The sequence below is a fragment of the Mesorhizobium captivum genome (assembly GCF_033977165.1).
Lineage (GTDB): Bacteria > Pseudomonadota > Alphaproteobacteria > Rhizobiales > Rhizobiaceae > Mesorhizobium > Mesorhizobium captivum.
Genome location: NZ_JAVIJB010000034.1, coordinates 1 through 25027, shown reverse-complemented (window position 1 = coordinate 25027; position 25027 = coordinate 1). Strand labels below are relative to the sequence as shown.

Genomic DNA, 25027 nt, shown 5'->3' with positions numbered 1-25027 from the left:
CGAGGCGGCGGCTGCGCCAGATAGGGGGCAGTGGCTTGCCCTGCCGACAAATGGTTGAATAAGCAAGCCGCACCGGAGGAGATCGCAGGTTTGGGGAGATCGCAGGTTTGACACGCTGGCCGGCGACGCTCTTGAGGGTTGAAGTGCGGGCGAGGCTTGAAGTGCAGGCGGAGGGTTGAAGTGCAGGTCGGAAACGCCCGCTATCGGCTCGCGAAGGATTTGCCGTCGACGATCCCGGTGTTTCCGCTCGCCGGAGCGCTGCTCCTGCCGGGCGGCCGCATGCCGCTCAATATTTTCGAGCCGCGCTATCTGCAGATGATCGACCAGGCGATGGCCGGGACGCGGCTGATCGGCATGATTCAGCCTAGCCTCGACGGCGCGCTGCGCGACGACGGCGAGCCGGAACTCTGCAGCGTCGGCTGCGCCGGGCGCATCATCTCGCTCGCCGAGACCGGCGACGGCCGCTACCTGATTTCGCTGCAAGGCGTCTGCCGCTTCCGGGTAACGCAGGAGCCGGCGGCGAAGACACCGTTCCGGCAGTGCCGGATCGCGCCGTTCCTCACCGATCTCGAGGAGGACCAGGCCGCCGCCGAAGTCGACCGGCCGGCGCTGCTCAAGGCGTTCCGCGCCTATCTGCAGGCCAATGACCTCGAAGCCGACTGGGAAAGCGTCAGCCGCGCCGAGAACGGAATGCTGGTCAATGCGTTGTCGATGATGGCGCCCTACGGGCCGGCCGAGAAACAGGCGCTGCTCGAAGCGGCGGACCTGAAGACGCGCGCCGAGACGCTGATCGCCATCACCGAAATAACGCTGGCGCGCGAGGATGAGGATTTTGGCTCGAGCCTGCAGTAAGTGCGCTGATATTCAGGTGATGCCGGCCGACCTGACCTGAATCTCGACACACTTAAGCCTATGGCGGTTGGACAAGGAAAGTGCGATGGCGGCGGACGGACGTGACGGGCGCAAGGCCACGGTCGACCCAAGACTGCTGGAACTGCTCGCTTGCCCGCTGACCAAGGGACCGCTGACCTGGGACGAGGAACGCAGCGAGCTGATCTCGCGCGTGGCGAAGCTCGCCTATCCGGTGCGCGACGGCATCCCGATCATGCTTCCTTCGGAAGCGCGCACGATCTCGGCCGATGATATGCTGACGCCGCCGCCACGGCTGAGCGGGCCGTCGTGAGTGGAGCTTACGCAGACGGAGATCGCGCGACCTTCGAGATTGGCGCGACGTCTCTTACCTCGTCATCCCAGGGCGGAGCAGCCGCGAAGCGGCGTCGCGGAGACCCTGGGATCCATGCCGTGACGTTGGCCACGGAGTGCAACGGGGTAGAATTCTGCGCCGTAGTGGCGCTCGCAGGTAACGGCATGGATCCTCGGGTCTGCGCTGCGTCGCTACGCTCCTTGCTCCGCCCGTGGATGACGAAGGCGTTTTGCCCCCGCTGCGTTCCCTATTGTGCTGGAAATCGCTCCTACTGAAAATTCCGCCCCCTTGGCATGACTTGTTGTGCAGTGCTGGACAGCGCGGCGCTGTCCTGGCGGACCGGCAGGCCGCGGTTCGCCGGGGCAGACCGGTTCGCATCACCATCCGGCTGATGCTCGATGGTGGGCGTCTCCCGCAGAAGCACGCTCAGCCAGGGCGTCAAATCCTCGATCCTGTCGGCGACGATGTGGATGACGTCCGATTCCTGCTGCAGCTTGCCGGTGACGCGGATGAAGCGCGCCCCCATGACGACCGAGCGGAAGCGGTCGAAGACACGCGGCCAGATGATGACGTTGGCGATCGCCTTTTCATCCTCGAGCGTGAGGAAGATCGCGTTGCCCTTGCCGGGGCGCTGGCGCACCAGCACCAGGCCGGCGACGCTGACGCGCCTGCCGTCGCGCACCGACGGCAGGCGGGCATTGGGGGTGATGCCGGCGCGGTCGAGCCGCTCGCGCAGGAAGGCGACGGGGTGCTCCTTCAGCGACAGGCCGAGCGAGCGGTAGTCGTGGACGACATGCTCGCCGAGCGGCATTGTCGGCAGCTTCGTTTCGGGTTCCAATTCGCGTAAGCCGAGAGCGGGCCGGTCGAACAGCGGCAGCTTTTCGGCAGCGCTCCTGCCGTCGAGCGCGCGCACGTCCCAGAGTGCGGCGCGGCGGTCGAGGCCGAGCGAGCGGAAGGCGTCGGCCTGCGCCAATCTTTCGATCTCGCCGACATCGAGGCCTGAGCGCAGCCATAGATCCCTGACCGATCGATAGCCCTCGCCGCGCCGGGCGACGGCGGCCTCCATGCGCTCCTCGGACAGGCCCTTGATCTGGCGGAAGCCGAGCCTGACGGCATGAGCCGTCTCGATGACGCCGCGCATCGAGGCATGGCGCTCGAGGATGCGCGAAGGATCGAAGGCGGCTCCCTCCAGCGTGCAGTCCCAGACGGAATGGTTGATGTCGACCTCGCGCACCTCCACGCCATGGTCGCGCGCATCGCGGACGAGTTGGGCCGGCTGGTAAAAACCCATCGGCTGCGCATTCAGGATCGCGGCGCAGAAGACGTCGGGATAAAAGCTCTTGAACCAGCAGGAGGCGTAGACCAGCAGCGCGAAGGAGGCGGCGTGGCTTTCCGGGAAGCCGTATTCGCCAAAGCCTTCGATCTGCTTGAAGCAGCGCTCGGCGAACTCCTTCTCATAGCCATTGCTGACCATGCCGTCGATCATGCGCTGGCGATAATTGCCGATCGTGCCGGTGCGCTTGAAGGTCGCCATGGCGCGGCGAAGCTCGTCGGCCTCGCCCGGCCGGAAGCCGCCGGCGACGATGGCGATCTTCATCGCCTGTTCCTGGAACAGCGGCACGCCGAGCGTCTTGCCGAGAATCTTTTTCAGATCGGAGCTGGGGTAATTGACGTCCTCCTTGCCCTGCCGTCTGCGCAGATAGGGATGCACCATGTCGCCCTGGATCGGGCCGGGCCGCACGATTGCCACCTCGATGACGAGGTCGTAGAATTCGCGGGGCTTAAGCCGCGGCAGCATCGACATCTGCGCGCGGGATTCGATCTGGAAGACGCCGAGCGTATCGGCCCGGCAGATCATGTCGTAGACGCAAGCGTGTTCCGGCGGCAGGGAATTCAAGCCATAGGGCCGGCCGTAGTCGTCCCGTGCTTCCGGATAATGATCGGTGAGCAGGGTCAAGGCGCGCTTCAGGCAGGTCAGCATGCCGAGCGCCAGCACGTCCACTTTGAGGATCTTCACCGCGTCGAGATCGTCCTTGTCCCACTCGACCATCTTGCGCTCCTCCATCGCCGTCTTGACGATGGGCACGACCTCGTCGAGCCGGTCCCTGGTGATGACGAAGCCGCCGACATGCTGGGAGAGGTGGCGGGGAAAGCCCATGATCTCGTTGGCGCGCTCCAGCACCTGCCGCGACAGCGGATCGGCGCGGTCGAGGCCGCCGGCATTGGCCTCCCTCTCGCCGAGCTCGGAGGTCGACCAGCCCCAGATCGTGCTCGACAGCGCGCTCCGGACATCTTCCGACAAGCCCATTGCCTTCGCCACCTCGCGCAGCGCCGAGCGGCCGCGATAGCTGATGACGGCGGCGGCCAGCGCGGTGCGCTTGGCGCTGTATTTGTCGTAGATATAGGCGATGACCTCGTCGCGCCGCTCATGCTCGAAGTCGACGTCGATGTCGGGCGGCTCGTTGCGCTCCTCGGAAATGAAGCGCTCGAACAGCACGTCGATCCGGTCGGGTCCGACTTCGGTGATGCCGATGCAGAAGCAGATGACCGAATTGGCCGCCGAGCCGCGCCCCTGGCAAAGGATATTCTGGCTGCGGGCGAATTTCACGATGTCGTAGACGGTCAGGAAATAGCGCGCATAGTTCAGGCGCTCGATGAGGACGAGTTCTTCATCGATGCGCTGCGTGACATGGTCAGGAACACCTGCCGGATAGCGCCTTGCCGCCCCTTCCCGCGCCAGGCGTTCGAGCTCGGCCTGCGGCCCGAGGCCGGATTCGGTCGGCTCGTCGGGATAGTTGTATTCGAGATCGCTGAGCGAGAAGGTGAGCTCCCCGGCGAAGCGCAGCGTCTCCGCAAGCGCTTGCGGGTAGCGGCGGAACAGGCGCGCCATCTCCAGCGGCGGCTTCAGATGGCGCTCGGCATTCGCCGTCAGCTCCAGCCCGACCTCGGAAACCGGCGTGTTGAGGCGGATCGCGGTGAGCACATCCTGCAGCGGCCGGCGCTCGGCGGCATGGTAGAGCGCGTCGTTGGTCGCCATCAGCGGGACGCCGGCGTGTTCGGCCATCGCCGCCGCCTGCTCGATGCGGAAGCGGTCATTGCCGCCATAATCCGGCGCCACGGCCAGCCGGAGCGCCGCGCCGAAGCGATCCTTGAGCCGGCTAATAAGTGCCAGGCGGTCTTCCGCGCCGCCCGACAGATTGGGCAGGATGGCCAGCGACATCAGATCGCCCCATTCGAGAAGGTCGCCGAGCTCCAGCAGCGTCGCGCCCTTCTCGTTCTCGTCTCGCAGATTGGCTTGCGTCAGCATGCGGCAGAGGTGGCCCCAGCCCTTGCGGTCGCGGGGATAGGCGAGGATGTCCGGCGTGCCGTCGCGGAAAACCAGACGGCAGCCTGGATGATAGGCCAGCTTCTCGACCTTCGCCTGCTGCCAGGCGCGCACGACGCCGGCGACCGTATTCCTGTCGGCAAGACCGATCGAGGCAAAGCCGTAGAATTTTGCCGTCACCACCAGCTCCTCGGGCTTCGAGGCGCCGCGCAGGAAGGAAAAGTTCGACTGGATGCCGAACTCGGCATAGGGGATGACGGTCAGCGCGTTCATGCGAACACCCCGTGCATGAACCAGCGCGGCGCGGCTTGCGCGGCGCTGCTGTAGAGACCCTGGCGGTAGAGCCAGTAGCGACGCCCCTCGCTGTCCTCGATGCGGTAATAGTCGCGGGTCGGCGCCTCCTCCTCGCCGGGCAGCTGCCGCCACCATTCCGCGGCGATGCGCTCCGGCCCCTCGGCGCGGGCGACGCGGTAGAGCGCGCGCCGCCAGCGGAAATTCATCGGCGGACCCTCGGGGATCTCGGTCGCCGGCACCTCGATCGGCTCCGGCGAGCGGAACAGCCGCACCGGCCGCTCCGGCGGGTAGATGGTCATCGGCGGCATGGCGCGGTCGCTCGCCGGCATGCGCCTTTGCGGCGCCTCCGCGAAGGGAACCGTGGTCACGGCGCGCTCCGGCAGATGGCTTTCGACGACGACCGGCTTCAGCACGGCGGCCTCGCCGAGACGGGCGCGGATGCGGTCGGCGAAAAGGGCAATGTCGGCGTCATCGTCGGTCGCTTCGCCGGCAAGATCGCCCTGCAGCATGTCGAAGGCGGCGACCGACAGCACGGAAAGCCGCACGAGATCGAAGCCGAAGCCGGCGTCGATGTTTTGTTCCAGCGCGGCAAGCCGTTCGTGGAACAGCTTTCGGATCAGCTGCGGCTCGCGCATCGGGCGCGAGGTGCCGACGGCGATGCGGCTGACGGCGCCGTCGACGCGGAAGAGAAGAAGGGCGAGCGCCCTGGCACCCTCGCCGCGGCGTTCGAGATCGGCTTTCAAGGCGATCGCCAGCCGGCTCACCAGCCGCTCGATGTCGTCGGTGAGCATGACCGGTTCGGCAAGATGGCGCTCGACCGAAAGCGGCGCTACGGGAAGGCGCGGCGACACGGCCTCGTCGAGGCGGCCGAGCGCCTGGTCGAGGCGCAGAAGCAAAGTGGCGCCGAAGCGGCGGGCGAGCGGCGCGCGCGGTGCCGCCATCACCGCGCCCGCCGTGCGCAGGCCGACGCTTTCCAGGCTGGCCCGGGTTTCCGGCGCGATGCGCAGCGCCGAAAGCGGCAAGGGTGCCAGAAGCGCTTCCTCCTCGCCGCCGGCAATTATGCGGTCGCCATGGAAGCGCGCCGCCGCCCAGGCGGCGCCCGGCGTCGAGGCGAGGCCGGCGCGGACGTCGAAACCCTGTTGGAAGAAGCGGGTGAGGATCTCGTCCTGCATGGCGCGCTCGCCGCCGAACAGATGCGTGCAGCCGGTGATGTCGAGGAACAGTCCGTCCTCGCCGTCGATCGCCACCAACGGCGTGTAGCGGTCGCACCAGTCGGCGAGGCCTTCGAGCAGGCGGCGGTCGGCTTCCGCGTCGGCTTCCACCACGTCGATCGAGGGATGCATGGCGCGCGCATCGGCAATGCCCATGCCGCGCTTCAGTTTCAGCGCCTCAGCCCGCTCGTCGAGGGCTGCGATGCGCTGGGCGTTGCTGTCGCGATGGCTGATCACAAGCGGTGGGTGAGGTGGCGGCAGGTGGTGCGACGGCCGGGAACGCCAGGACCGCCCCAGACGCTGGCGCAGGATCCGCTCCGCGCAGAGGTACGGGAACCACAGCGACAGAATTCTCTGTTCTTTCTGCAAAAGCGTGCTCATCGGGGTTCCACTCCAATGTGAATTGTCCGGACAGGGCCGTGCGGCTCTTGCCGATATCGACGGTGAAGGCGGGGCGGCCGATCGAGCCGGCGAGCGGGCCGGCGACCGTCTCGCGGCTGGCCGCGGGCGCTGCCGAAACGATGAGGCGCACGGGCGCGGCGGTGGGCTCGGCCTCGCCGGCCTGACGCAGCAGAAGCACCGGACGACTGGCGCTGTGCGCCCGCGCGTGCAGCCGCCGCGTCGCGGTAAGGTCGAGAAGCCGCGGGCTGCCGCGAATTTCGAGGATGACGGCGGCGAAGGCCGTCATGCGGGCGGCCTCCTCGGTGATCCATAGCGCGTCCAAGAGCTTCGGCGCTTCGGACAACAGCAATTGCTCCGGCGCGATGCCGAACAGGGCATGGAGCCCCCTGGCATAGGGAAAGCCGGCCTCGCGGAAAATCTCCGCCGTGCCGATCCAGAGGACCGGCAGGCCCGGCTTTTCCCTGAGGATCAGGCTGGTGAGCGACAGCGCGAAGCCGGCGACGGCACCGGCATCGCGGGTCTCCAGCCCATGGATTTCACTGAGCGCCGCCTTGGGTAGGCCGCCGCCAAGAGCGGCGTCGAGGCGCTCGATGCCGGTGTGCAGGAAGGCATCCGGCAAGGCCGCGGCGAGGCCGCGCCGAACGATGGTGATTTCGGAGCCAGCGGCATCGACAGGTTTTTCCGCAATTCCGGACGGAAAACCGCTTCGCACTTTTCCTGCTCCAGGCGCGCCGCGCGCCGGCGCCTCCAGGCGCTCGGGCAGCGTTCCCTCGATCTTCGCGATCTGGCGGCGCAGGGCAAAAACAGTTTCCCGCGCCACGGCGCTCATCGCCATGACGTTCACTTCCGGCAGCAATTGTTCCTGTTATGTTCCTATAGATTCCAGAGGGTCCTCAAAGAGTCAAGCGGAGTCTCAAGGAATTTATTCCTTCGCTCTTTTACCCTTAGGGAAGCCTACCAGCCGGCTCATTTGCCTCAATCGGCGCGAAAGCCTATATGCCGGGATCAAAGGAAACCTCATGGCCCGCATCTATAAGACCCGCACCTGGCACGACCAACTCTCGCCGTCGATGGAGGAAATGGAGCTTCTGGCTCTGGAGGCCTATGCCCATCTGCCGGAAGAGTTTCGCAAGCTCACCGGCGAGATCGTCATCCAGATCGCCGACTTCCCGACCGACGAGATCATGGACGACCTGTCGCTGGAGACGCCCTTCGACCTGCTTGGCCTGTTCGAGGGACGCGGCATTGCCGAGCGCTGGAACCCGCAGACCGGCGAGGGCCCGAACCGCATCACGCTCTACCGCCGCGCCATCCTCGACTACTGGGCCGAGAACGAGGAGACGCTGGGCGATATCGTCACCCATGTGCTGATCCACGAGATCGGCCATCATTTCGGCCTGTCGGACGACGACATGGAGCGGATCGAGGAAGCGGCGGAGCAGGCGGCGGCTGGGTGACATTGCTTCGTCGTTCCAGGCCGTCGCGAAGACCTGGGATCACGAAGCACCCGCCCTGCGGGCTCAAATATGCAGCGCGTGCCCGAGCGCCTTCAGCGCCGCTTCCTGGAAACCTTCGCCTTGCGTCGGATGCGCATGGATGGTGCCGGCGATGTCCTCCAGCCGCGCGCCCATTTCGAGCGCCAGGCCGAAGGCCGCCGACAGTTCCGACACCCCCTGCCCGACCGCCTGGATGCCGAGCACCAGATGGTTGTCGGCGCGGGCGACGACGCGCACGAAGCCGTCCTCGCCTTGTTTGGTCATGGCGCGGCCGTTGGCGGCGAAGGGAAACTGCCCGACCTTGATCTCGCCGGCTTGCGCCTTCGCCTCTTCCGGTGACAGGCCGGCCGTGACCAGCTCGGGATCGGTGAAGCAGATTGCCGGGATCGCGCGCTTGTCCCAGCTTCTTTTGTGGCCGGCGACGATCTCGGCCACCATCTCGCCCTGCGCCATGGCGCGATGCGCCAGCATCGGCTCGCCGGTGACGTCGCCGATGGCGTAGATGCCGCGCATCGAGGTGCGGCACTGGTCGTCGATGCGGATGAATTTTCCCGCCATGTCCAGATCGATCTGATCCAGCCCCCAGCCATCGGTGAGAGGCTTGCGGCCGACCGTGACCAGAATCTTGTCGGCGGCAACCTTGGCATCCTTGCCGTCGGCGGTTTCCACCCGCAGCGCGTCGCCCTTGCCCGCCTGCCCTTGGGTCGACAGCCCCTTGGCCTTTGCCTCCGTCATCACCTCGATGCCAAGCTCGCCCAGACGTTTGAGCACCGGCCTGGTCAATTCCGCATCGTACTGCGCAAGCACGCGCGGCAGCGCTTCGACCACCGTGACATGAGAGCCCATCTTGGCGAAGGCCATGCCGAGTTCGAGCCCGATATAGCCGCCGCCGATGACGGCAAGCGTCTTCGGCACTTCGCTCAGCGCCAGCGCCTCGGTGGACGAGATGACCGGACCGCCGAACGGCAGGAACGGCAGCTCGACCGGCACCGAGCCGGTGGCGATCACCACCGCCTCGGCGCGGATCACCTGGGTCCCGGTCTCGGTCTCGACCTCGACGGTCTTGCCGTCGCGAAACGTCGCCCAGCCATGCACGGTCTTGACCCTGGCCTTCTTGAGCAGGCCGGCAACGCCGCTGTTCAGCCGGCTAACGATACCATCCTTCCAGGTGATCGTTTTCGTGAGGTCGAATGTCGGCGCGGCAACCGAAATGCCAAGCATGCCCTTGCCGCCGGCCATATGCGCGATCTTCTCGAACTCCTCCGCGGCGTGGATAAGCGCCTTGGACGGGATGCAGCCGACATTGAGGCAGGTGCCGCCCGGCTTGGCAACCTCGACGATCACCGTGTCAACGCCGAGCTGGCCGGCGCGGATGGCTGAGATATAGCCGCCGGGGCCGGCGCCGATGACGAGCAGCTTGCAGGAGATTTCTTTCATGTCGTGACCCTTCGATCCGAGGAAACGCTCCGTCGAGATCCTTCGCGCCCCCCTCTGTCCTGCCGGACATCTCCCCCACGAGGGGGGAGATTGGAAGCTTCGGCGCCTCGCTTAATCCCGCAGCGCTGGTGATTGGCGAAAGCCGGCGTGACATCTGATCTCCCCCCTTGTGGGGGAGATGCCTGGCAAGGCAGAGGGGGGCGCTGTCCCGCCATCATCTCCAATGATCCACCCTAATCCACGAAGATCAGCGCCGGCGTCTCCAAGAGCGCCTTGATGCGCTGCACGAACACCGCGGCATCCCAGCCGTCGATGACGCGATGGTCGAAGCTGGACGACAGGTTCATCATCTTGCGCGGAACGAACTGCGTGCCGTCCCACACCGGCCGCACCATCATCTTGTTGACGCCCACGATCGCCACTTCAGGGTAGTTGATGACCGGAGTCGTCGCCACGCCGCCCATGGCGCCGAGCGAGGTGATGGTGATGGTCGAGCCGGAAAGCTCGTCCCGCGTCGCCGTGCCGGACTTGGCCGCATCGGCCAGCCGGTTGACCTCCGCGGCGCAGTCCCAGAGGTCTCGCGCCTCGGCGTGCTTGACCACCGGCACCACCAGCCCGGTGGGCGTCTGCGCGGCGATGCCGATATGGATGCCTTCATGCTGGTGGATGATGCCCGCATCGTCGTCGAACAGCGCGTTGAGGTTGGGCTGGTCGGCGATCGCCTTGACCATCGCCCGCATCAGGAACGGCAGCAGCGTCAGTTTTGCGCGATCACCGCGCTTGTCCTTGTTGAGCGTGGCGCGCAGCTCTTCCAGCGCCGTGACGTCGATCTCCTCGACATAGGTGATGTGAGGAATACGCGATTTCGCGAGCGACATTTTCTCGGCGATCTTGCGCCGCAGGCCGACGACCTTGATGTCCTCGACGCCGTCCTTCGGGGCAAGGCCGGTGGCGCGGGCAAGCTGCGGGCCGCGCGCCAGGAAGGCCTCGATGTCCTCATGGCTGATGCGCCCGGCCGGGCCGCTGCCGGCAACCTGGCGAAGGTCGATGCCGGCTTCCTTGGCACGCAGCCGAACGGCAGGCGAGGCCAGCGGCTTGTCCCCTTCCGCACGCGGCGCGCCGGTGATGGAGGCAGGGCGCGTGCCTTTCGGCGTGGCGACCGGAGGCGATGCTTTCACGGCCGGCTCCACTGGCTTCGACGCTGCTTTCGGAGCGCTCGGAGCCGGTTCGGACTTCACCTCAGTCGGTTTGGGCGCCGCCTCCGCCTTCGGCTCAGGCTCGCCGGCGGCGCCCTTCACATTACCTTCGCCGGCTACCTTCAACCGCACGATCGGCGAGCCGATCGCCACCGTGTCGCCGATCTCGGCACCGAGCCAAAGGATCTCGCCGTCGACCGGCGACGGGATCTCGACGGTCGCCTTGTCGGTCATCACGGCGGCCAGAACCGTGTCCTCGCGCACGAGGTCGCCGACCTTGACGTGCCACTCGACGAGCTCGGCCTCGGCGACGCCTTCGCCGACATCGGGCAGCTTGATGATATGTTCGCCCAACTAAGCCTCCCCGCTCTAAGCTTCCATGGTCTCGACGAGCGCGCGCCCGACCCGCGCGGGGCCGGGGAAATACTCCCACTCCTGCGCATGCGGATAGGGCGTGTCCCAACCGGCGACGCGGGCCACCGGGGCCTCCAGATGGTAGAAGCAGTTCTCCTGCACCAGCGCGACCAGCTCGGCGCCGAAGCCGGAGGTCAGCGTCGCCTCATGCACGACGACGCAGCGCCCGGTCTTCTTCACCGAGGCGACGATCGTATCGAGGTCGAGCGGCAGAAGCGTCCTGAGGTCGATGATCTCGGCATCGAGGCCGGTTTCCTCGGCGGCGGCTTCGGCGACATAGACCATGGTGCCGTAGGCCAGAACGGTAACCGCCGAACCGAGCCTGCGGATCGCCGCCTTGCCGAGCGGGATCGTATAGTGCCCGTCGGCGACCTCGCCGAGCCGGTGCTTCGACCATGGCGTCACCGGCTTGTCGTGATGGCCGTCGAAGGGGCCGTTATAGAGCCGCTTCGGCTCGAGGAAGATCACTGGGTCCGGATCCTCGATCGCCGAAATCAGCAGCCCCTTGGCGTCATGCGGGTTGGACGGCACCACCGTCTTCAGGCCGGACACATGCGTGAACAGGGCTTCCGGGCTCTGGCTGTGCGTCTGGCCGCCAAAGATGCCGCCGCCGGTCGGCATGCGCACCACGATCGGGCAAGTGAAATCATTGTTGGAGCGGTAGCGCAGCCGCGCCGCCTCCGACACGATCTGGTCATAGGCCGGATAGACATAGTCGGCGAACTGCACCTCGACGCAGGGCCTGAGCCCATAGGCGGCCATGCCGATGGCCGAGCCGACGATGCCGGCTTCGCTGATCGGCGCGTCGAAGCAGCGGTTCTTGCCGTATTTGGCCTGCAGGCCTTGCGTGCAGCGGAAGACGCCGCCAAAGAAGCCGACATCCTCGCCATAGATGATGACGCGCTCGTCGCGCGCCATCGAGACGTCCATGGCGTCGCGGATCGCCTCGATCATGGTTTTTCTTGGCATGGTCAGACCCCTGCCTGCTGGCGCTGGCGCCTGAGATGCGGCGGCATTTCGGCATAGACGCCCTCGAACATGTCGCGCGTCGACGGCTTGCCGCCGGCATGCAGGGTGCCGTGGCTTTCGGCCTCCTTCTGCGCCGCGATCACGGTCTCGAGGATCTCGGCTTCCGCCTGGGTGTGGCGATCCTCCGACCAGATACCTTTGTGGATGAGATGGTTCTTCAGCCTGACGACCGGGTCGCCGAGCGGCCAGGCGTCCGATTCGGCCTTCGGCCGGTAGGCGGACGGATCGTCCGAACTCGAATGCGCGCCGACGCGATAGGTGACATATTCGACCAGTGTCGGCCCGAGATTCTTCCGCGCCCGCTCCGCCGCCCATTTGGCCACCGCATGGACGGCAAGATAATCGTTGCCGTCGACCCGCAGCGACGGGATGCCGAAGCCGAGACCGCGCGCCGCGAAAGTGCCGGAGCCGCCGCGCGCTATGCCCTGGAAAGTGGATATCGCCCACTGGTTGTTGACGACATTGAGCACGACCGGCGCCTTGTAGGTCGAGGCGAAAACCAGCGCCGCATGGAAATCGGATTCCGCCGTCGAGCCGTCGCCGATCCAGGCCGCGGCGATGCGGGAATCGTTGGAGATCGCCGAGGCCATCGCCCAGCCGACCGCCTGGATATACTGCGTCGCCAGATTGCCTGAGATCGAGAAGAAGCCGTGCTCCTTCGAGGAATACATGATCGGCAGCTGCCTGCCCTTCAGCGGATCGGCCTCGTTGGAATAGATCTGGTTCATCATCGTGACCATCGGGTAGCCGTCTGCGATGAGCAGGCCGGCTTGTCGATAGGTCGGGAAGTTCATGTCGCCCGGCTTGAGCGCCTTGCGGAAGGCGCAGCTCACCGCTTCTTCGCCGAGATGCTGCATGTAGAAAGAGGTCTTGCCCTGGCGCTGCGCCATCTGCATGCGGGCATCGAAGGTTCTGAGCCGCATCATGTTGCGCAAGCCTTCGAGCAACTCCTCGTCGGTGAGCAGCCCGGCCCACGGCCCGACGGCCTCGCCGGCGCGGTTGAGCACGCGGATGATGGAGAAGGCCATGTCGCGGATGGTGCGCGGATCGACATCGATCTCCGGGCGCGGCACCGAGCCGGCCTTGGGGATGGTCACATTCGAGAAGTCGGGCGTGCCGCCGGGCCGAACCTCTGGTTCGGGCACATGAAAGCGCAACATTCCAGCATCGGCCATGAGCTTCGTCCTCCAATGTTGCCGGTGCGATATTTGCACATCCGCGCCGCCATTTCACCGGGCGAGATGGCGGCCGTCCTCCCGGCCACCGGCCTTTGAAGATCGACGCGGCGCGCGGCGACAAGATGCAGATATGGCGGCGAAATTTCTTGTCGATGTTTTCAGGCCCCGCGCAATTTGGCGAATGGCTGGAACGGTTTAGACGCAAGAGGCGGTAACAGTCCCGTCTCGGCAGGTGGGTAGGCAATCGCGTATTGGCAGCGCTAGCCCCCTCTCCGGCCGCTACGCGACCACCTCTCCCCCATTTCATGGGGGCGAGGAAAGCAAATCGCCGAGGTCGCAGCTGAAAAAGCTTGGGTTCCTCGCCCCCACAACGTGGGGGAGAGGTGGCTCGGCGAAGCCGAGACGGAGAGGGGGAGCGCCCTAGGCGATAGTTTGCCGTAAACAGAAAAAAGCCCTTGGACATAAGGTTGCGGCTGCAGTCAGCTGATCTGCCGAGACTCCGGTTCACCCGAACTCATCGCCATGCTAACTCACCCCGCATGGCACAGAAGAAGGGATACGAGGTCGATTCGTGGCTCGCGAAGCCGGACCCGGCTATTGGGATCGTCCTGCTTTACGGTCCCGACCGCGGCCTGGTCGCCGAGCGGGCCAAGACCTTCGCCACCAAGACCGGTCTGCCGCTCGACGACCCGTTCTCGGTGGTCAAGCTGGACGGCGCGGAAGTCGACCGCGACGAGGGCCGCCTGCTCGACGAGGCGCGCACCGTGCCGATGTTTTCCGACCGGCGGCTGCTTTGGGTGCGCAATGCCAGCGGCCAGAAGGCGCTGGCCGACGACATCAAGGCGCTGACGGCCGAGCCCGCGCGCGACGCGGTCATTCTCATCGAGGCCGGCGACCTGAAGAAGGGCACCGGCTTGAGAGCCATCGTCGAGGCCGCCGGCAACGCCATTGCCTTGCCCTGCTATGCCGACGAGGCCCGCGACCTCGATACGGTGATTGACGATGAGCTGCGCAAGGCCGGCATGTCGATGACGCTCGACGCCCGCCAGGCGCTGCGCCGCAATCTCGGCGGCGATCGCCTGGCTTCGCGCGGCGAGATCGAGAAGCTGGTGCTTTATGCCCACGGCAAAAAGGAGATCGACCTAGACGACGTCGATGCGATGTCGGGCGACGTCTCCGGCGCCTCTTTCGACGCCGCGGTCGACGCCATGCTGGACGGCAAGGTCGGCGACTTCGACACAGCGTTTACCCGCCACTGCCAGTCCGGCGGCCACCCGTTCCTGGTGCTGTCCTCGGCGATGCGGCAATTGCAGGCGATGCAGGTAATGCGCGGCCAGATGGAGACCGGCGGCCGCAACGCCGCCTCGGTCGTCGCAGGCGCCCGCCCGCCGGTCTTCTTCTCGCGCCGCAAGCTGGTGGAAAAGACCCTCGAGCGCTGGAACGTTGGGGCGCTCGGCCGCGCGCTGAACCGGCTGCAGACGGCGGTGCTGCAAACGCGCAAACGGCCGGATTTGTCGGAAGCGCTGGCAAGGCAGGCGCTGCTCGGCATTGCGGTCGAAAGCGCGAGGCTGGGGCAGAGGTAGCAACGCGATCCTTGCATTTTTTGGCGCGAAAGCGGCCTGCCATTGGTCAGTTCATTATCATCGTGTCCGCCGGCTGGAAGGTTGGCAGCGCCTGTGGAAAGACCAGCACCGCCGCGCCGTAAAGAAGCAGGGCGACACCCGACACCTTCGCTATCCGCTCTCCTGCCGGGAGGGTCTTTTCCGCAAAGATCAGCAGGGTGACCACGGCCATTGCGGCGAGGTTCATCATCCCGAGAGGAAAAAGAGCGAGAAACAAAAGCCAGCAGCAGCCCAGGCAAAAGAGCCCATGCTTTAGGCCCATGCGCACCGCGCCCCACTGACCATCGCGCCATGAGGTCAGGATGAAGCCGACCGGCGTGCGGCATTTGGCCAGGCACAGATCCTTGAGCGGGGAGAGCTGGTAGGCACCCGCCATCATAAGCAGCGCGCCGCCGATGCGCGCGGCCGTCGCCACAGACAATCCCATAGACCCGACAAGCATCTCCGAGCCCGCCGCACCGGCAAAGGCGAGAACGCCCATCACCCCCCAAACCCCCAGGTACCCGGTTACGAACACCCAGGTCGAGACAAAAGCCTCGCCGCGCTCCTGTTTGCCGGCCTGGACTTGGTGAAACGTCAGGATCATCGGCGCGGCCGTTGGAAACATCATCGCAACCATCATGATCATCCAGACGGCAAGAAACAGCGGCGCCTTCATGCGCATGGTGGGTGAGTACATTTCCATGCGCATGTCGGCATCGTTGCCGATCTGCTGCCAGATGAGCAAGGTCCACGCTGCCGCCGCGATAGCGATCAGCAGCGCGAGAATGATGTTTCGCTGCAACGTCGGCGCCATCGACGAGTGAGGTTCGAGCATGCGGGCAAGTGCTATTGCTGGCCGGACCAATTGATCGGAGCGTAGTGTCCGTTTCGGCGGGAATTGTCCCAACTCATGCCATGGTCGCTGAACGTACTGCCTTCCGCCCCCATCGCCAGACCCAGCCAGTCGGGATTGATCGGATGGCCGGTGGCCGCCCACATCTGCCCGTCCTCGCGCATTGTCGGCAGTGGTTCGACCGCCATCTTCATGACTCCCGCAATCTCCGCCGACCGTTTCTTGCCGTCTATCCGATAGCTTATCGGAACCTTCTTGGCTCCGAGGTTGGTGCCGATCATGGGTGCCAGCAATGCCATCGGACCACCTGCGGCGCCGGTGAAGATCGCGCCGAGCGCCTCCGTTTGCCTGTCATCGGCCCGTTCGTCGATATAGGCGGCAGCCGTCCAATTGCCGTCGGCCATCGGGCCTGGCGTGTGGGCAACCATCGCGACGCTGAGGCCATCCAATCGAACGTCGCCGAAGTTGCCCTTATCGATATGGAAGACCAAGCCGACGTCGCAAACGCCTCTCGTCGGCTTCGACGTCAGCTGCGCGTTGGTGGACAGCAGGCAAGGACATACGACATCGCAGCTGCAATTTTCGAAGTAACTTCCAGACAACTGCCAACCGACCGCCATTTGCTCCTCCCGGCTCTGTCAGGCGGGTCAGCAGGATCGCTTTGGCGAGGTGGTGCCGCGCATATCGTAAGAAGCGGCATATAGCCCGACATTGCGACTGCTCGGCACGCCAGGGCATATAGTTTAGCTTTCGCTAATGCAGGTTACGCCGATGCCCGGCACTGTCAAGCCAAGCGCCGCTACTTGGCGCTGCGATCGAAAGCGCGAGATTAGGGCAAAGGTAGGTGATTGGCCAATCTCCCCCCTTGTGGGGGAGATGTCCGGCAGGACAGAGGGGGGCGCTGTCCCGCCGACGTATCAGCACTTGGTTCTCCAGCTCCGCCCAACGCTTCGTCATCCTCGGGCTTGACCCGAGGATCCATGCCATGACCTCTGCCGGAGAGCGCAACGATGCAGAATTCTGTAACCGTTGCAATACCTTAACGTCACGGCATGGATCCTAGGGTCTGCGCGGCGTCGCTTCGCTCCTTGCTCCGCACTAGGATGACGACTGAGATAATTAGCATTCCTTCGCGCCCCCTCTGCCCCGCCGGGCTTCTCCCCCACAAGGCCCTCAAGGGGGAGATTGGCAGCTCCGCCGCTTTCGCCAATCGCCGGCCGCCAACAAAAAGGGCCGGCGCATGGCCAGCCCGTTCTCCGCTATCACCAATATATCAGACGTATCCGACCTTGAAGCAAAACTTCATTTGCCGGCTAAAATCATGCCGCATCAACACCCTACCGTTCATCCTTCAATCGCCGGCAGAGCTCGTCGAGCTGGTCCAGCGTGCGGTAGTTGACCCGCAGCGTGCCGCCTTTGCCCTTGTGCTCGATGCTCACGATCATGCCGATCGTATCGGTCATCAGCTTTTCCAGCGCCAACATGTCGGGATCTTTCTCCGGCGCATTGGCCGCGGATTTCGTCTTGGCCGGCGTCGGTCCGGCGGGCATCTGCGCCAGCGCCTCGGCCTGACGCACCGAAAGCCCTTCCTTGACGATGCGCTTGGCGAGGCCGGCCGGATCCTCGGCGGTGACCAGCGTGCGGGCATGACCGGCCGACAAATCGCCGTCGACCAGCATGTCATGGATGACATTGGGCAGCTTCAGCAGCCGCAGCGTGTTGGCGACATGGCTGCGGCTCTTGCCTATCACCTGGCCGAGATCGGCCTGGGTATAGCCATGCTCGTCGATCAGCTGCTGGTAACCTTGCGCCTCCTCGACCGGGTTGAGGTCGGCGCGCTGCACGTTCTCGATGATCGCCAGCTCCAGCGCCATGCGGTCGTTGACGTCGCGCACGATGAGCGGGATTTCCGTCAGCCCGGCGCGCTGCGCCGCCCGCCAGCGCCGCTCGCCGGCGATGATCTCATAGCGGCCGGGCTGCGACGGCGACGGCCGCGCCACCACCGGCTGCACCACGCCATGTTCGCGAATCGACTGGGCGAGATCGATGAGCTCGGCGTCGCCGAAATGCCGGCGCGGGTTCTTCGGGTTCGGGCTGACGAACTCGATCGGCACCTTGCCATCCGCCGCGACCGCGCTCGGCTTTTCCGGCGCCGCGGGACGGTCGATCTCGCCGATCAGCGCAGCCAGGCCGCGGCCCAGTCTTTTTCTTGATTGGTCTTCGCTCATTATTCTGTCCAGATCGTTTCGGAATCGAATCGGCTATTCGTTGAAGGGATTTGGCCTGTCCGCCTGGCTCAGGCCGCGCGCAGCTTGCGCTCGCGGCGGATCACTTCGGAGGCGAGCTGCAGATAGGCCTGGCTGCCGGAGCATTTGAGATCGTAGAGGATCGCCGGCTTGCCGTAGGAGGGCGCTTCGGAGACGCGAACATTGCGCGGGATGATCGTCTCATAGACCTTGTCGCCCATATGGGTGCGCACGTCCTGCACCACCTGATTGGCGAGGTTGTTGCGGCCGTCATACATGGTGAGCACGATGCCCTGGATGGTGAGATCCGGATTGATCGTGCGCCGCACCTGCTCGACCGTCTCGAGCAACTGGCTGAGACCCTCCAGCGCGAAGAACTCGCATTGCAGCGGCACGAGAACCGAATCGGCCGCCGCCATTGAATTCAAAGTCAAAAGGTTGAGCGACGGCGGACAGTCGATCAGCACATAGCCGAAAGGCGCCGCTCGCTCGGCGGCGGCGCGCAGCGCGTTGCGCAAGCGCAGCACGCGGTCGGGGGCCGAGGCGATCTCCATCTCGATGCCGAGCAAGTCGAGCGTCGAAGGCACGATGGACAAGCCCGGCACCGCGGTCGGCACCGCGGCCGCTTCCAGCTCGAGCTCGCCGGTCAGCACGTCGTAGGACGAGACGGTGCGGTCCTTGCGCTCGATGCCGAGGCCGGTGCTGGCGTTGCCCTGCGGGTCGAGGTCGACGATCAGCACGCGCTCGCCGATCGCGGCCAGCGCCGTCGCCAGGTTGATGGCCGTGGTCGTCTTGCCGACGCCGCCCTTCTGGTTGGCGACGGTGATGATGCGCGGTCCAGTTTTCATGGGTTTATGCCAGTAATTCATTGCGGTTTCGCCGGGCGCAAATCGGATAGTTCGAGGATGACGCCGTGAGGGTCGGTCATGCTTGGATGTTCTACCAGATCGAAGGCCCAGCGGTGAGCGCTTTCTTCCACTTCGGCCCGGTAATCCCGGCCTTTGTGAAAAAGCGCGCGCGCTCCTTTGGTCAACCAGGGCGCGGACAGACCAAGCAGGTCCGGGAGCCCGGCCAGGGCGCGAGCGGTGACAATTTCCGGTTCGGAAACAAAGGCATAGCTGTCATCGATCCGCCGCGCCAGAACGCGCGCCGGCAGGCTGAACTGGCCGGTGACCGATTGCAGGAACGAGGCTTTCTTGCGGTTGCTTTCGACCAGATCGATCGAGGCGCCCGGCCGCTCTGCCAGCAGGAAACCCAGCACCAATCCGGGAAAGCCGCCACCCGAGCCGAGGTCCACCCAGCGCTTGGCTGCAGGCGCGATTCGGGCGAGCTGGGCGCTGTCCATGATGTGACGGCGCCAAACGTCATCCATCGTCGACGGCGCCGCCAGGTTGATGCTGCGATTCCATTTCAGGAAAAGCTGCTCGAAGGCTTGCAGCCGCTCGAATGTTTCACGTGAAACCGGACCCGCCGCTTTCTGCAGGTCTTCCCAGGCGCTCACGCCACGTCCCTTCGCGAAGCGAGCTCGGCATTGCGGACATGCGCGACAATGATGGCGAGCGCGGCCGGTGTCATGCCTTCCATGCGCTGCGCATCGGCGATCGAGCGCGGCTGGCGCGTCTTCATCTTCTGCTTCAGCTCATTGGAGAGGCCGGGAACGTCGGAGAAGTCGATTGCCTCCGGAATAAGCCGCGACTCCTCATGCCTGATCTGCGCGACGTCGGCCTGCTGGCGTTCGAGGTAGACGGAATATTTCGCTTCCGTCTCGAGCCGCTCTCTGGTCTTGGCGTCAAGCCCGGCAAAGCGGGCTTCGATACGTGCCAGCCAGGCCATGTCCACGCCCGGATGGGCGAGCAGTTCATAGGCCGAGCGGCGCACGCCGTCCTTGTTGATCTCCAACCCATGCCGCGCCGCTTCGTTCGGCGTGAAGGTGACGGACTTTGCCAGCGCACGGGCATGGCCGAGCCTCTGCGCAATCTCACCAAACCGCTGGAGGCGCGCCGACGACGCGATCCCGAGCTTTGCCGCCAGCGGTGTAAGCCGCTCGTCGGCATTGTCGGCGCGCAGCGAAAGCCGGAACTCGGCCCGCGACGTGAACATGCGGTAGGGCTCGGCGATGCCGCGGCTGGTAAGGTCGTCGACCATCACGCCGATATAGGCATCAGTGCGGCTGAGCACGACCGGCTCGCTCGCCGAGGCTTTGCGCGCGGCGTTGATGCCGGCAAGCAAGCCTTGCGCGCCGGCCTCTTCGTAACCGGTGGTGCCGTTGATCTGCCCCGCCAGGAACAGACCACTGACGCGCTTCGTCTCCAGCGATGTCTTGAGCTCCCGCGGGTCGACATGGTCGTACTCGATGGCATAACCCGGCTGCAGCATCGTCGCCTTTTCCAGACCGGGGATCGTCTTCAGGATATCGAGCTGCACGTCTTCCGGCAGCGAGGTCGAGATGCCGTTCGGATAGACGGTGTCGTCGTCGAGGCCTTCCGGCTCGAGAAAAATCTGGTGGCCTTCGCGGTCGCCGAACTTGACGATCTTGTCTTCGATCGACGGGCAGTAACGCGGCCCGACACCTTCTATCGAGCCGGAATACATGGCCGAGCGGGTCAGATTGAGGCGAATCAACTCATGCGTCGCCGTCGAGGTGCGGGTGATACCGCAATGGATCTGCGGATTGTCGATCCGGTCTGTCATCAGCGAGAACGGCACCGGATCCTCGTCCGCCGCCTGGCTATCCAGCGACGCCCAGTCGATGGTGCGGCCGTCGAGGCGAGGGGGTGTCCCGGTCTTGAGCCGTCCGAGTTTGAAACCGGCACGAGCCATCGTCGCTGAAAGCCCGTGGCTTGCCTGCTCGTTCATGCGGCCGGCAACGATCTTCTTCTCGCCGATATGGATCAGGCCGCGCAGGAAGGTGCCGGTGGTCAGCACCACGGCGCCGCAAGCGAGGCGCCGATCGCCCGAGACCTGCACGGCCGCAACCCGCCCGCCCTCAATTTCCAAATCGAGAACCTCGCCCTCGACCACGTCGAGATTGGCCTGCTCGCCGATCGCGGCCTGCATGGCGAGGCGGTAGAGCTTGCGGTCGGCCTGTGTGCGCGGGCCGCGCACCGCCGGGCCCTTGCGGCGGTTGAGCAGGCGGAACTGGATGCCGGCGGCATCGGCGACGCGGCCCATCAGCCCGTCCATGGCGTCGATCTCGCGCACGAGATGGCCCTTGCCCAGACCGCCGATGGCCGGGTTGCAGGACATGACGCCGATCGTGTCGAAGCGCAGCGTCACCAGCGCTGTCCTGGCGCCGGCGCGCGCGGCAGCACTTGCCGCTTCGCATCCGGCATGGCCGCCGCCCACCACCACCACATCATAGTGATTGGTCATTATCCAAGAATCCGGTTTCAGAGATCGACCGACACATGTCCCCGCTGCCCCTCGCTGTCAAGGACGAAGGCCGGACTCGTTTCACGTGAAACATCCATCCACCACATCCTGCCCCCTGTTTCACGTGAATCATCTCACGCTCCTCAGCGGCCTCCATGTTTCACGTGAATCACTTACCAATGCAGAACTGCGAGAAGATGACATCGAGCATGTCCTCGACATCGACCGCCCCGACGATCCGTCCGAGCCGGTCGGTCGCCAGCCGCAGCTCCTCGGCGCGCAACTCCTGGCTCTGGCCTGAAAGAGCCGCCGCGAGAAAGTCCTTCGCTTCCTTCAGCAGCTCTACATGCCTCTGCCTGGACGGCAGGACTTCGCCGACATCTCCGATCGCCATTTCCGCACGGCGGCCTATCTCATCCAGCAGCCCGGAAAGTCCGATGCCTTCCCTGGACGAAATGACCCAATCATAGGCACCCTCGTCATAGGCACGCTTCAGGTCGACCTTCGTTCCGATCTTCAGCAACGGAACGCTTGTGGGAACCTCGCCCACAGGCTGCGGATCGATCATGTCTTCCAACAGCAAAACAAGGTCCGCTCCGCCGGCCTTGGCGCGTGCCCTTTCGATACCGATCGTCTCCACCTTGCCGGCTCGCTCGCGCAGGCCGGCCGTATCGACAATGCGCACTCGCATCCCGTTGAGGTCCAATACCACTTCCAGCAGATCCCGTGTCGTGCCCGGCTCGTCAGTGACGATTGCCGCCTCGCGCCGAGCCAGCGCGTTGAACAAGCTGGATTTGCCGGCGTTCGGCGCGCCGAGGATAACGACCTCAAAACCGTCGCGGATGATCTCGGCGGCCTTGAACCCCTGGATGTGGCGTTCGATCTCGCGGATCATCGCCGCCACATCGGACCAAACTGCCTCCGAAACGGACCCCGGCACATCCTCTTCATCGGCAAAGTCGATCTCTGCTTCGATCATCGCCCGCGCATGGATCAACCGGCGGCGCCAACTCGAATAAAGCTCGCTCTGCGCCCCCTCGGCATTGCGCATGGCAAAACGCCGCTGCGCTTCCGTCTCGGCATTGACGAGATCGGCCAGCGCTTCGGTCTCGGTGAGGTCAAGCTTGCCATTGAGGAAAGCGCGTCGGGTGAATTCGCCGGGCTCCGCATGCCTGACGCCCTCGATGCCGGTGATCGTTTCAAGCATTTTCGCGGCAACGGCGCGGCTGCCGTGGACATGGAACTCGGCAACGTCTTCGCCGGTAAAGCTGCCAGGCCCGGGGAAGAACAGGACAAGGCCGTGATCGATGACCGAACCGTCGGGCGCCATCAGCTTTCGCAACGTGGTAAACCGATCCTTAACGCGGCCGCCAGCGATCGTTTCGATTACGAATCGAGTCTTCGGGCCGGAAATGCGGATCACGGCAATACCGGCGGGCAGGCGGCCGCTCGACAGCGCCACGATCGAATCCTTCGAAGCCATTTGGGAAACCATTTGCCGGACCTGCCGAACCGCCCTAGGTATTTTGTTTCGACACAATTCCAGCTGGAAAATCGTTCCGCACTTTTCCCGGAATTGCTTTGCTCATCAACGAATATGCCGAGCCGCCCATCGTGACCTTGCCCGCGCGAAACCTGCTTGCCGAAGAGGCCAGCCCCTATTTGCAACAGCACAGCGACAATCCCGTGCATTGGCGGGCCTGGTCGCCGGCGGCCCTTGCCGAAGCGAAGGAGCTGAAACGGCCGATCCTTCTCTCCATCGGCTACGCCGCCTGCCACTGGTGCCATGTCATGGCGCACGAGAGCTTCGAGAGCGAGACCGTCGCCGCCGTCATGAACCGGCTCTTCGTCAATATCAAGGTCGATCGCGAGGAGCGGCCGGACATCGACCAGATCCATATGGCCGCGCTCCATGCCATGGGCGAGCACGGCGGCTGGCCGCTGACCATGTTCCTCACCCCCGACGGCAAGCCTTTCTGGGGCGGCACCTATTTTCCGCGCGAGGCGCGCTATGGCCGGCCGGGCTTTGTCCAGGTGCTGGAAGCGGTCGACAAGGCCTGGCGGGAAAAACAGCAAAGCCTCGCCGAAAGCGCCGACGGGCTGACCACCCATGTCGAGCAGCGGCTGGCAGGCGCAAAAGGCAAGGCCGTGCTCGACCGCGACGCGCTTGCCGATCTCAGCAACCGCATCGACGGCATGATCGACCGCGATCTCGGCGGTTTGCGCGGGGCGCCGAAATTCCCCAACGCGTCGTTCATGCACAGCCTGTGGCTGTCCTGGCTGCGCGACGGCCACACCTCGCATCGCGATGCGGTGCTCATCAGCCTGGAAAAAATGCTTGCCGGTGGCATCTACGATCATCTTGGCGGAGGCCTCAGCCGTTATTCGACCGACGCCGAATGGCTGGTGCCGCATTTCGAAAAGATGCTTTACGACAACGCCCAGCTCATCCGCATGTGCAACTGGGCCTACGCGGCGACGGGCAACGATTTGTTCCGGATACGAATCGAGGAAACCGTTGCCTGGCTGTTGCGCGAGATGCGGGTCGAAGGTGGCGCCTTCGCCGCCAGCCTCGATGCCGACAGCGAGGGCGAGGAGGGGCTCTTTTACACCTGGAGCAGGCAAGAGGTCGAAGAGGCGCTTGGCAGCGACGCGGCTGTGTTCTTCCGGTATTTCGAGCTGGCCGCTCCGCATGGCTGGGAAGGCAAGCCGATCATTCGCCAGAGCGAAGCGCAGCAAAGACAAGGCATCGCCGGATACGGCCAACTCGTGCCGCTCAAGGCGAAACTTCTGTCGGCCCGCGACAAGCGCGTCAGGCCCGGCCGTGACGGCAAAGCCCTCACCGATTGGAACGGGTTGATGATCGCCGCCCTTGCGGAAGCCGGTCGCGCCTTCGCAAGGCCCGAATGGGTCGGAGCCGCGGCAAAGGCTTTTGCACATATCGTCACCGCCGGCGAAGAAGGACGCCTGCCGCATTCGATGCTCGGCGCGAAAAAGCTTTTTCCCGCCTTGTCGAGCGATTACGCGGCTATGACCAATGCGGCGATCGCGCTGTTCGAGGCGACAGGCGATCCGGCTTATTCGGACCACGCCCAACAGTTCATCGGTGAGCTCGACCGCTGGCATCAAGACAGCGAGGAGACCGGCTACTATCTGACGGCATCGGACAGCGGCGATGTCCCGATCCGCATTCGCGGCGACGTCGACGAGGCGATCCCGTCGGCCACGAGCCAGATCGTCGAGGCGCTGGTGCGGCTCACTTCGCTCACCGGCGATCCCGATCTCTGGGAAAAGGCCTGGGCGACAGCCGAGCACGCCATGGGCCGCGCCGCGCAACAGGCCTATGGCCAGGCCGGCATCGTCAACGCCTGCGCGCTGGCGCTCGAGCCGCTGAAGCTCGTCATTATAGACAATCCGGAGTCTTCAAGCCTCATTCCGGTGGTGAATCGAAATCCCGACCCGCGCCGGGTCGACATTTTCGTGCCGATCGGTACGCAAGCGAATCGACCGCTGTTGCCGGGCGGTGTGCTGCCGCCGACCGACAGACCGGGCGCCTGGCTCTGCAGCGGGCAGGTGTGCTTGCCGGCGGTTACGGAGCCGAAGGAGTTGGAGAAGCTGCTGCGGCGAAGGTAAGACTCCCACCCTCCCCCTTGTGGGGAGGGTCGAAGGCTGCGGCGCACCTTCTCCTTCTCCCCTTGTGGGCTAGCGTGCGCACACATTTGCTTCGTGGTGTGGTCAAGTGTGAAGAAGCGAAGTCGGAGAATGG

General features: G+C 65.0%; 19 protein-coding genes. 5 read left to right on the top strand and 14 right to left on the bottom strand.

The genetic code is table 11. From position 1 onward, the window contains the following. Positions 1-180: 180 nt before the first annotated feature. Both RFM40_RS24650 and RFM40_RS24645 read left to right on the top strand, forming a co-directional pair. Positions 181-852, top strand: coding sequence for an LON peptidase substrate-binding domain-containing protein (locus RFM40_RS24650; RefSeq protein ID WP_320273122.1), 672 nt, complete (start codon positions 181-183; stop codon positions 850-852). An 85-nt stretch (positions 853-937) separates the two neighbouring features. Further along, positions 938-1183 (top strand): Trm112 family protein, encoded by a 246-nt coding sequence (locus RFM40_RS24645; protein WP_126097039.1) that lies wholly within the window; start codon positions 938-940, stop codon positions 1181-1183. A gap of 289 nt (positions 1184-1472) precedes the next feature. Here the strand turns inward: RFM40_RS24645 and RFM40_RS24640 are convergent, their stop codons facing one another. The 3 genes from RFM40_RS24640 to RFM40_RS24630 are packed head-to-tail and all read right to left on the bottom strand — an operon-like array spanning position 1473 to position 7271. After that, on the bottom strand, positions 1473-4802 hold the full coding sequence (locus tag RFM40_RS24640) for an error-prone DNA polymerase (protein ID WP_320278441.1): 3330 nt from the start codon (positions 4800-4802) through the stop codon (positions 1473-1475). Continuing rightward, entirely contained in the window at positions 4799-6271 is a 1473-nt protein-coding gene (locus RFM40_RS24635; RefSeq protein ID WP_320273120.1) for a DUF6504 family protein, read from the bottom strand. Before RFM40_RS24635 ends, RFM40_RS24640 begins: the two co-directional genes overlap by 4 nt. Continuing rightward, positions 6213-7271: an ImuA family protein gene (locus tag RFM40_RS24630; protein WP_320278440.1), complete on the bottom strand. Its 1059-nt coding sequence runs from the start codon at positions 7269-7271 to the stop codon at positions 6213-6215. Before RFM40_RS24630 ends, RFM40_RS24635 begins: the two co-directional genes overlap by 59 nt. A gap of 184 nt (positions 7272-7455) precedes the next feature. Between RFM40_RS24630 and RFM40_RS24625 the strand changes: the two genes are divergently transcribed. Continuing rightward, complete coding sequence (locus RFM40_RS24625) at positions 7456-7893, top strand: metallopeptidase family protein (protein ID WP_320223674.1); 438 nt, start codon at positions 7456-7458, stop codon at positions 7891-7893. Positions 7894-7956: 63 nt separating this feature from the next. On the opposite strand, the gene lpdA is transcribed toward RFM40_RS24625, so the two are convergent. From lpdA to RFM40_RS24605, 4 genes are all read right to left on the bottom strand, one after another. Further along, the gene (lpdA, locus tag RFM40_RS24620) at positions 7957-9369 is read right to left on the bottom strand and encodes a dihydrolipoyl dehydrogenase (RefSeq protein WP_320278439.1); all 1413 of its coding nucleotides are present in this window, start codon (positions 9367-9369) and stop codon (positions 7957-7959) included. Positions 9370-9602: 233 nt separating this feature from the next. Beyond that, entirely contained in the window at positions 9603-10919 is a 1317-nt protein-coding gene (locus RFM40_RS24615) for a dihydrolipoamide acetyltransferase family protein (protein ID WP_320278438.1), read from the bottom strand. A gap of 15 nt (positions 10920-10934) precedes the next feature. After that, positions 10935-11948: an alpha-ketoacid dehydrogenase subunit beta gene (locus RFM40_RS24610; RefSeq protein ID WP_320278437.1), complete on the bottom strand. Its 1014-nt coding sequence runs from the start codon at positions 11946-11948 to the stop codon at positions 10935-10937. Between the two features lie 2 nt (positions 11949-11950). After that, complete coding sequence (locus RFM40_RS24605) at positions 11951-13183, bottom strand: 3-methyl-2-oxobutanoate dehydrogenase (2-methylpropanoyl-transferring) subunit alpha (RefSeq protein WP_320278436.1); 1233 nt, start codon at positions 13181-13183, stop codon at positions 11951-11953. Between the two features lie 542 nt (positions 13184-13725). Between RFM40_RS24605 and holA the strand changes: the two genes are divergently transcribed. Then, positions 13726-14769 (top strand): DNA polymerase III subunit delta, encoded by a 1044-nt coding sequence (gene holA / locus RFM40_RS24600; RefSeq protein WP_320278435.1) that lies wholly within the window; start codon positions 13726-13728, stop codon positions 14767-14769. 46 nt (positions 14770-14815) lie between these two features. On the opposite strand, the gene RFM40_RS24595 is transcribed toward holA, so the two are convergent. The 7 genes from RFM40_RS24595 to mnmE all read right to left on the bottom strand — a co-directional run bounded on the left by RFM40_RS24595 (position 14816) and on the right by mnmE (position 22744). Next, on the bottom strand, positions 14816-15604 hold the full coding sequence (locus tag RFM40_RS24595) for a DUF2182 domain-containing protein (protein WP_320278434.1): 789 nt from the start codon (positions 15602-15604) through the stop codon (positions 14816-14818). A 32-nt stretch (positions 15605-15636) separates the two neighbouring features. Next, on the bottom strand, positions 15637-16263 hold the full coding sequence (locus RFM40_RS24590) for a DUF1326 domain-containing protein (protein ID WP_320278433.1): 627 nt from the start codon (positions 16261-16263) through the stop codon (positions 15637-15639). A gap of 717 nt (positions 16264-16980) precedes the next feature. Then, positions 16981-17871: a ParB/RepB/Spo0J family partition protein gene (locus RFM40_RS24585; protein WP_320278432.1), complete on the bottom strand. Its 891-nt coding sequence runs from the start codon at positions 17869-17871 to the stop codon at positions 16981-16983. A gap of 68 nt (positions 17872-17939) precedes the next feature. Next, positions 17940-18737, bottom strand: a complete 798-nt coding sequence (locus RFM40_RS24580) for a ParA family protein (protein ID WP_320278431.1) — start codon at positions 18735-18737, stop codon at positions 17940-17942. A gap of 17 nt (positions 18738-18754) precedes the next feature. Further along, positions 18755-19390, bottom strand: a complete 636-nt coding sequence (rsmG, locus tag RFM40_RS24575) for a 16S rRNA (guanine(527)-N(7))-methyltransferase RsmG (protein WP_320278430.1) — start codon at positions 19388-19390, stop codon at positions 18755-18757. Further along, on the bottom strand, positions 19387-21261 hold the full coding sequence (gene mnmG / locus RFM40_RS24570) for a tRNA uridine-5-carboxymethylaminomethyl(34) synthesis enzyme MnmG (RefSeq protein ID WP_320278429.1): 1875 nt from the start codon (positions 21259-21261) through the stop codon (positions 19387-19389). Before mnmG ends, rsmG begins: the two co-directional genes overlap by 4 nt. Positions 21262-21430: 169 nt before the next feature. Next, a complete protein-coding gene (mnmE, locus tag RFM40_RS24565) occupies positions 21431-22744 on the bottom strand; it encodes a tRNA uridine-5-carboxymethylaminomethyl(34) synthesis GTPase MnmE (RefSeq protein WP_320278428.1) in 1314 nt (437 codons plus the stop codon). Between the two features lie 131 nt (positions 22745-22875). Between mnmE and RFM40_RS24560 the strand changes: the two genes are divergently transcribed. Continuing rightward, a complete protein-coding gene (locus tag RFM40_RS24560) occupies positions 22876-24894 on the top strand; it encodes a thioredoxin domain-containing protein (RefSeq protein WP_320278460.1) in 2019 nt (672 codons plus the stop codon). Positions 24895-25027 lie beyond the last annotated feature (133 nt).